Source organism: uncultured Rhodoblastus sp., from assembly GCF_903903185.1.
In the GTDB taxonomy this organism is placed as follows: domain Bacteria; phylum Pseudomonadota; class Alphaproteobacteria; order Rhizobiales; family Beijerinckiaceae; genus Rhodoblastus.
Genome location: NZ_CAIUXT010000255.1, coordinates 1 through 5,673 on the forward strand (window position 1 = coordinate 1; position 5,673 = coordinate 5,673).

Genomic DNA, 5,673 nt, shown 5'->3' on the forward strand with positions numbered 1-5,673 from the left:
AGCCACCGTCTACACGACTTTGCAACCTTGCGGGATGTGCACCATGGCGCTGATCTGGGCGAAGGTCGCACGCATCGTCTATGGCGCGGGACGCGTGGACGTGAACAGCCTTTATTTCGAGGCCCGCCACATCGACACGCTTGATTTTGTAGCGCAAGCCTATCGCGACGATATTTCCATCGAAGGCGGCCTGTTGCGCGAGGAATGCGCGCAGCTCTACTGGCGGCCCTGGGACGTTCCGCCGGAAGCGCAAAAAGCCAATCTCTGAACGCCGCCTCACGGCCATGGACTTCATTTCATGGTCATGAGAGGGCAAGGCGCGGCTTGCGCATTGGCGGATCATAGCCACCGAAAAACTTTATCGGTTCCCGATAATGGAAGAGGGCGCCTGAACTGCGCATCGGCCGAGAGTAATTATCGCCAATTTCGAACACGTTTGGCTGCCTTAGGTAGTTCCCGAGGCTGGCACAGGCGCCGCGAAAATTGAATGTCCTCAGGTTGTGGATGGATAGGCCGCGACCAACCAGCGGACCTTGACGGGACCTTCAGACGTTGGCGGCAGATCCCGGGCCAAACCCGGCAAGGGAAAAATGTGATGCCCTCGGCGCAATTTCGTTATGTTTTTAAAGACGAACGGACACAGCCGGCCGCAGACCTCTTGAGCCGCATTCCGGCGTTTGCGCCGCGGCGCGTGGCCGATCTCGGTTGCGGCCCGGGGTTTTCCACCGAATTGATCGCGCGCCGTTTCCCGGACGCAGAGATCATCGGGATCGAGCATTCCGAAAAAGCGTTCCAAATGGCGCGAACGCGCCTTCCGGGAATTCAATTCGAGACGCTTGACATTTGTCAGTGGACGCCTGCCGAGCCATTCGACCTCATTTTTTCCAATGGCGCTTTGCAGTGGCTTCCTAATCATCGCCATCTTGTGCCGAAACTCTTGTCCTTCGTGGCTAAGGGTGGGTTTCTTGCTTTGCAAATTCCCGACAATTTGCAGGAGCCGAATCGCGCTCTTATTCGCATGATTGCTGCCGAAGGACCCTGGGCGGAGAAACTTCTCCCGATCGCCAAGTCGGAGCCAAACAACGAAGCCTACGAAGACCTCTATGCGGCGCTGCGGCCAATTTGCGCCTCGATGGAAATTTGGGAGACGACCTATTTCCACCCAATCAATGGCGTATGGTCGATTGTCGCATGGATGAAAGCTTCCGGCGTGGATCCGTTTCTGGTGGCGCTCGACACCAATGAACGTCGGGGATTCCTTCGCCAGTATGTTAAAGCGCTTGCCATGGAATATCCCGTTCAAACGGATGGAAAAGTCCTTCTGCGAATTCCGCGCCTTTTTATCGTTGCGCAGCGATAGGTTGTTGTTCTCATGTCGCTAAGCGCGCCTCGATCAAGGGTCAATCACGCCGGTTGAGCAAATTGCGACTCGGTCGCGAGGGCCATTCGCTGTCTGTCGCCAAAATGATCAACTGAAGGTCGGAGCAAACTGGGAAGGGCTGCTATTCAACGCGCGTTTTTCGATGCCGTGATTGCGATCCCAAAGGGGTCCCGGCCATTTGGACGCTTCCACGGAAGCAAAGATAATCAAGATGGCGGCCCGCGCGCCTGTCGCGCCAGGCAAGCCGGGGGCGGCGATGGAACCCGGGCGGCCTGCTCGTCGCTGGCCCCGTACAAAGGAATTTGTCAATGACAGACGTCAACGCAAAAACGATCGCGTTTCAATGTCCGCAATGTGGATGCGCGCTCGAACTCACGATAGGCCAGATCAAATCGCCCGAGTCCACGCATTGCGCCTGCTGCGGCGTTGGGATCAATACGGACGCGAGCGCCTCGTCCCGCATCGTTGAAGAAATCCGTGAAGCCGCCGAGAAGGTTCCCGCGGAAATCACGATCAAGTTTATTGATCGCCCGGAAAATGACGATGACGGCGCGTGAGGTCGCGGTCTCGAAAATTGATCGCGCCCTGCGGCAGTGAAAACCAAGAATGTCAATAGTGTCAATGGCAGTTCATGGCTGACCAACCGCATCGCCCTGTCCGGAATCTTGATCCTTTTCCGCGCATGAGATGAGTAGTTTCCGAACCTATCCCGGCGGTAGCCGCGCGGGACAATGGCGCCAATTCAGGCGTGCGGAAATAACGGGACGGGATAGGGCCTCAACCCGACTTCGAGGTTCTTCCCCCGCCGTTGGAACGGCTCGCGCCGGCGCTTGTCATCCTTGGAAAGTCGCAATGGCCAGGAGACTGGAATGATTGGGAAACCAAAATCCAAAACCGATGAAAAGCGGAAGCATGACGAGACAGATGAGAAGCTTGAAGTGGAGCTGGAAGATTCGTTCCCGGCAAGCGATCCACCGTCATTGACTCAACCGAGCGCGGCCGGGGCGCCTGATCACAAGGACGACAAAGCGAAATAGAATTTCGGGTCGATCCCTCCGCCCTCCGAAATTTGTCCGAACTTCTGGCAGACGGGCGTCAAGAACGCCACCCTCGATCCGCGGCCCTCCCAGCCGAACTGGTGCAACTTCGCGTCGCGCGGAAAGGGAGTTTCGTCCTGAAATAAGAGGACACTGAAGGATAAGAGTTCCTGCCGCCTGCATTTGCAACGGTCATCACCTGCCGTCGACGCCCATTGCTTTTCGGCGTGTGTTATCGAACGTCAATTTACAACTTCGCTTGGCTCGAAAAAGCCATGTGCTGTGGACGGCGAACGACGCCTCGCGCCGCAGGAGGTTTTGGGCTGGGCGAACGTACCGTTGCTTGATGTGGCCCTTTGAGAATTCATCATCAAAGATGTCACCATCGGAACCGATTGAGTAGATCCCGAACCTATTTGCCAGCGTTGCTGCCGGATACGGTCATATTGGACGCTCCCCGGCCCGCTTGGCTAATTTAAGGGCCTACGGCGCGTTCAAGGATTCGATCAATTTGGTCGAGAAAGCCTGATCGCCGCGTCGCTTTCCCTACGGGCGTCGCTTGCACAATTTTTGCCCGCAGGCGACTTCGGTCCGTTTCTGCAAAGCCAAGGGCGCTCTATAGCGGGGACCAGAACTATGGCGGAAGCTTCCGGAAGCAAAGTGTCCTCCAATGCGCAAAGCGCGAAGGATTTGGGACGCCGCCTGTGCCTGGATATGGTTCGATCGATCTCAATTCCCCCGGACTTGACCCTTGGGTTGACACCTTCCGAAGCCGGCGCCGTTCCGACGCCGCCAGGATGGCCGCCAGAGCCACTGACGCCTCCCGCTCCGAACCCGGAACTGCCTGAGCCGCCGCGTCCGGCCGAACGGCCGCCGCCAGAGTTCCCGGAGCACCCATCGCCAATTGAAATTCCGGTGACTGACCCAAGCCCGGAGCCGACATCTCCTCCGACTCGGGCCTGTTGCAAGGCGACCTGACGACACCCTGCTTTTCGAGCAAAGCCATGTCGATGCGTCCCTTTTGAAAAGACGGTCTGGAACGGTCGCTGCTGTGCGTTCGTCCCGAAGTACGGGCGCGGAACCGGCGTTTGGCTCAAGAGGCGGAACGCCGCCATGATGTAATAGAAAAGCGGCGCATTTTGTTGAAGCTGGCGCGCATAGGCATCCGGTCCACGTTTGTTTCAATCGTTTTTGGGAGACCATCATGGACGACCTCGTTCGAAAATTGAAAATACTTCTTACGAGTGTGATCGATGCACGTAGCGGTTATGAAGAGGGACTGAAGGATGCTCATGGCAAGGGGTTGACGCCCCTTTTTTCCGAATTGATCATGATACATGAACAAGATGCCAGTGCCATTGCCCTGCAACTAAAGCGCCTTGGCGCGCCGGTTGATGAGCATGGGTCTTTTATGGGAACTTTTGACCGCGTGGTGATGAAGGTCACGTCGCTTTTTACAGAGCTTGACGAGAAAATTATTCCAAGTCTGATCGATGGCGAACAGCGAGTCCTTGTCCATTATGACAATGCAATCAAAGCGTCGTCGCAGACTAATCCAGAATATTCAATTCTAATCGATCAAAGAGACGCATTGAGGGACAGGATTGCAAAACTGCGCGAGCGTGTGAGCTAAGCCTAAGGCTCGCGACATCGCGTCCGCTCGCATAGCTGCGCTTTGACGAATTCCTGGATCGCTTTTTGAGGAGCAAGACAAAATGCAGATCGGCATGGTCGGACTGGGCAGGATGGGCGGAAACATGACGCGTCGCCTGATGAAAGCGGGACACCGTTGCACGGTGTACGCGCGATCCGCCGAGTCGCGCCAGTCGCTGACGAAGGACGGCGCCATAGAAGCCGATTCCCTTGCCGACATGGTGCGAAAACTCGCGGACAGGCCGCGCGCGATCTGGCTGATGCTGCCCGCCGGTTCGGTGACCGATGAGACGGTCGAAAGTCTTGGCGAATTGCTGGAGTCCGGCGACATCGTCATCGACGGCGGCAATTCGTTCTACAAGGACGACATCCGCCGCGCCAGGAAACTGGCCGTAAAGAATATTCGCTACGTCGATTGCGGCACGTCTGGCGGGGTTTGGGGAATCGAGCGCGGCTATTGCATGATGATCGGCGGGCCGAAGGAGGCGGTCGATCTGCTCGATCCGATTTTCGCGGCGCTCGCGCCCGGCCATGGCGATATCGCGCGCACGCCCGGCCGCGACAAAGGCGATCCGCGCGCCGAACGCGGCTATATTCACGCAGGACCGTCAGGCGCCGGGCATTTCGTCAAGATGGTGCATAACGGCATCGAATATGGATTGATGCAGGCTTACGCCGAAGGGTTCGACATCCTGCGCAACAAGGATTCGAAGGATTTGCCCGAGGGCGAGCGCTTCGTCTTGAACCTGCCGGATATCGCCGAGGTCTGGCGGCGCGGCAGCGTAATTTCTTCCTGGCTGCTCGACCTTGGCGCGGCGGCGCTGGCCAGGGATTCGCAGCTCGCGGATTTTTCCGGTTATGTCCAGGATTCCGGCGAGGGCCGCTGGACCGTCGAGGCCGCGATCGAGGAATCGGTTCCTGCAACCCTGCTCACGACCGCGCTCTATGCCCGCTTCCGCTCGCGCCAGGCGCACACTTTCGGCGAAAAAATGCTGTCGGCCATGCGTTTTGGATTTGGCGGCCATATCGAGGGCGCGGAGTCCATCGACCCGTCGCTGGCGCCAAACGACGCTGCGCCGCAACAAGCTTCCGGTTAGAGCCATGTCTGACATCAATCCGCCCCGAACCCCGCAAATGGTGGCGAAAATGTTCGCGTCGCCTTCGCAGCGCGACGCCAAGCCAGCCGACCCCTGCGCGATGGTGCTGTTCGGCGCCACCGGCGACTTGACTCACCGCCTGGTGCTTCCGGCGCTCTATAACCTCTCGCGCACCAGAGCGCTGCCGGAGTCATTTACGCTGATTGGCGCGGCGCGCGCGGAAGAAACCACGCAAAGCTGGCGCGACAGCCTTTTTGGCGCGTTGAAGGGTTTTGTCGGCGCGACCGCCTCCGAATTCGATGTCGACGGCATCGACATGGCCGCATGGGAGCGGCTCGTGCAGAAAATGGTCTATGTCCAGGGTGATCTGACCAATTCCAAACTCTACGAGACGCTGCGCGAGGCCCTTGGTCAGGCGGAAAAGGCCAACGGGACCGAAGGCAACGCCATCTTCTATCTGGCGATCGCCGATCAATTGTTCGGCGCGGTAGTGGAGCAACTCGGC

6 protein-coding genes and 1 pseudogene are annotated in these 5,673 nt (G+C 58.0%); all 7 read left to right on the plus strand.

What is annotated here, in order from left to right; translation table 11 throughout:
- Positions 1-268 (plus strand): deaminase (locus QZY01_RS23630; protein ID WP_294542162.1); only part of this gene is annotated, 268 nt, incomplete at its 5' end.
- 327 nt (positions 269-595) lie between these two features.
- Complete coding sequence (locus QZY01_RS23635) at positions 596-1,360, plus strand: methyltransferase domain-containing protein (RefSeq protein WP_294542164.1); 765 nt, start codon at positions 596-598, stop codon at positions 1,358-1,360.
- A 329-nt stretch (positions 1,361-1,689) separates the two neighbouring features.
- Entirely contained in the window at positions 1,690-1,938 is a 249-nt protein-coding gene (locus QZY01_RS23640; protein ID WP_294542166.1) for a hypothetical protein, read from the plus strand.
- Between the two features lie 312 nt (positions 1,939-2,250).
- Positions 2,251-2,418: a hypothetical protein gene (locus tag QZY01_RS23645; protein ID WP_294542168.1), complete on the plus strand. Its 168-nt coding sequence runs from the start codon at positions 2,251-2,253 to the stop codon at positions 2,416-2,418.
- 1,204 nt (positions 2,419-3,622) lie between these two features.
- Positions 3,623-4,051, plus strand: coding sequence for a DUF2383 domain-containing protein (locus QZY01_RS23650; RefSeq protein ID WP_294542171.1), 429 nt, complete (start codon positions 3,623-3,625; stop codon positions 4,049-4,051).
- An 82-nt stretch (positions 4,052-4,133) separates the two neighbouring features.
- Positions 4,134-5,168, plus strand: a complete 1,035-nt coding sequence (gnd, locus tag QZY01_RS23655) for a phosphogluconate dehydrogenase (NAD(+)-dependent, decarboxylating) (protein ID WP_294542173.1) — start codon at positions 4,134-4,136, stop codon at positions 5,166-5,168.
- Positions 5,169-5,172: 4 nt separating this feature from the next.
- A pseudogene (locus QZY01_RS23660) lies at positions 5,173-5,673 on the plus strand (glucose-6-phosphate dehydrogenase); the annotation flags it as partial.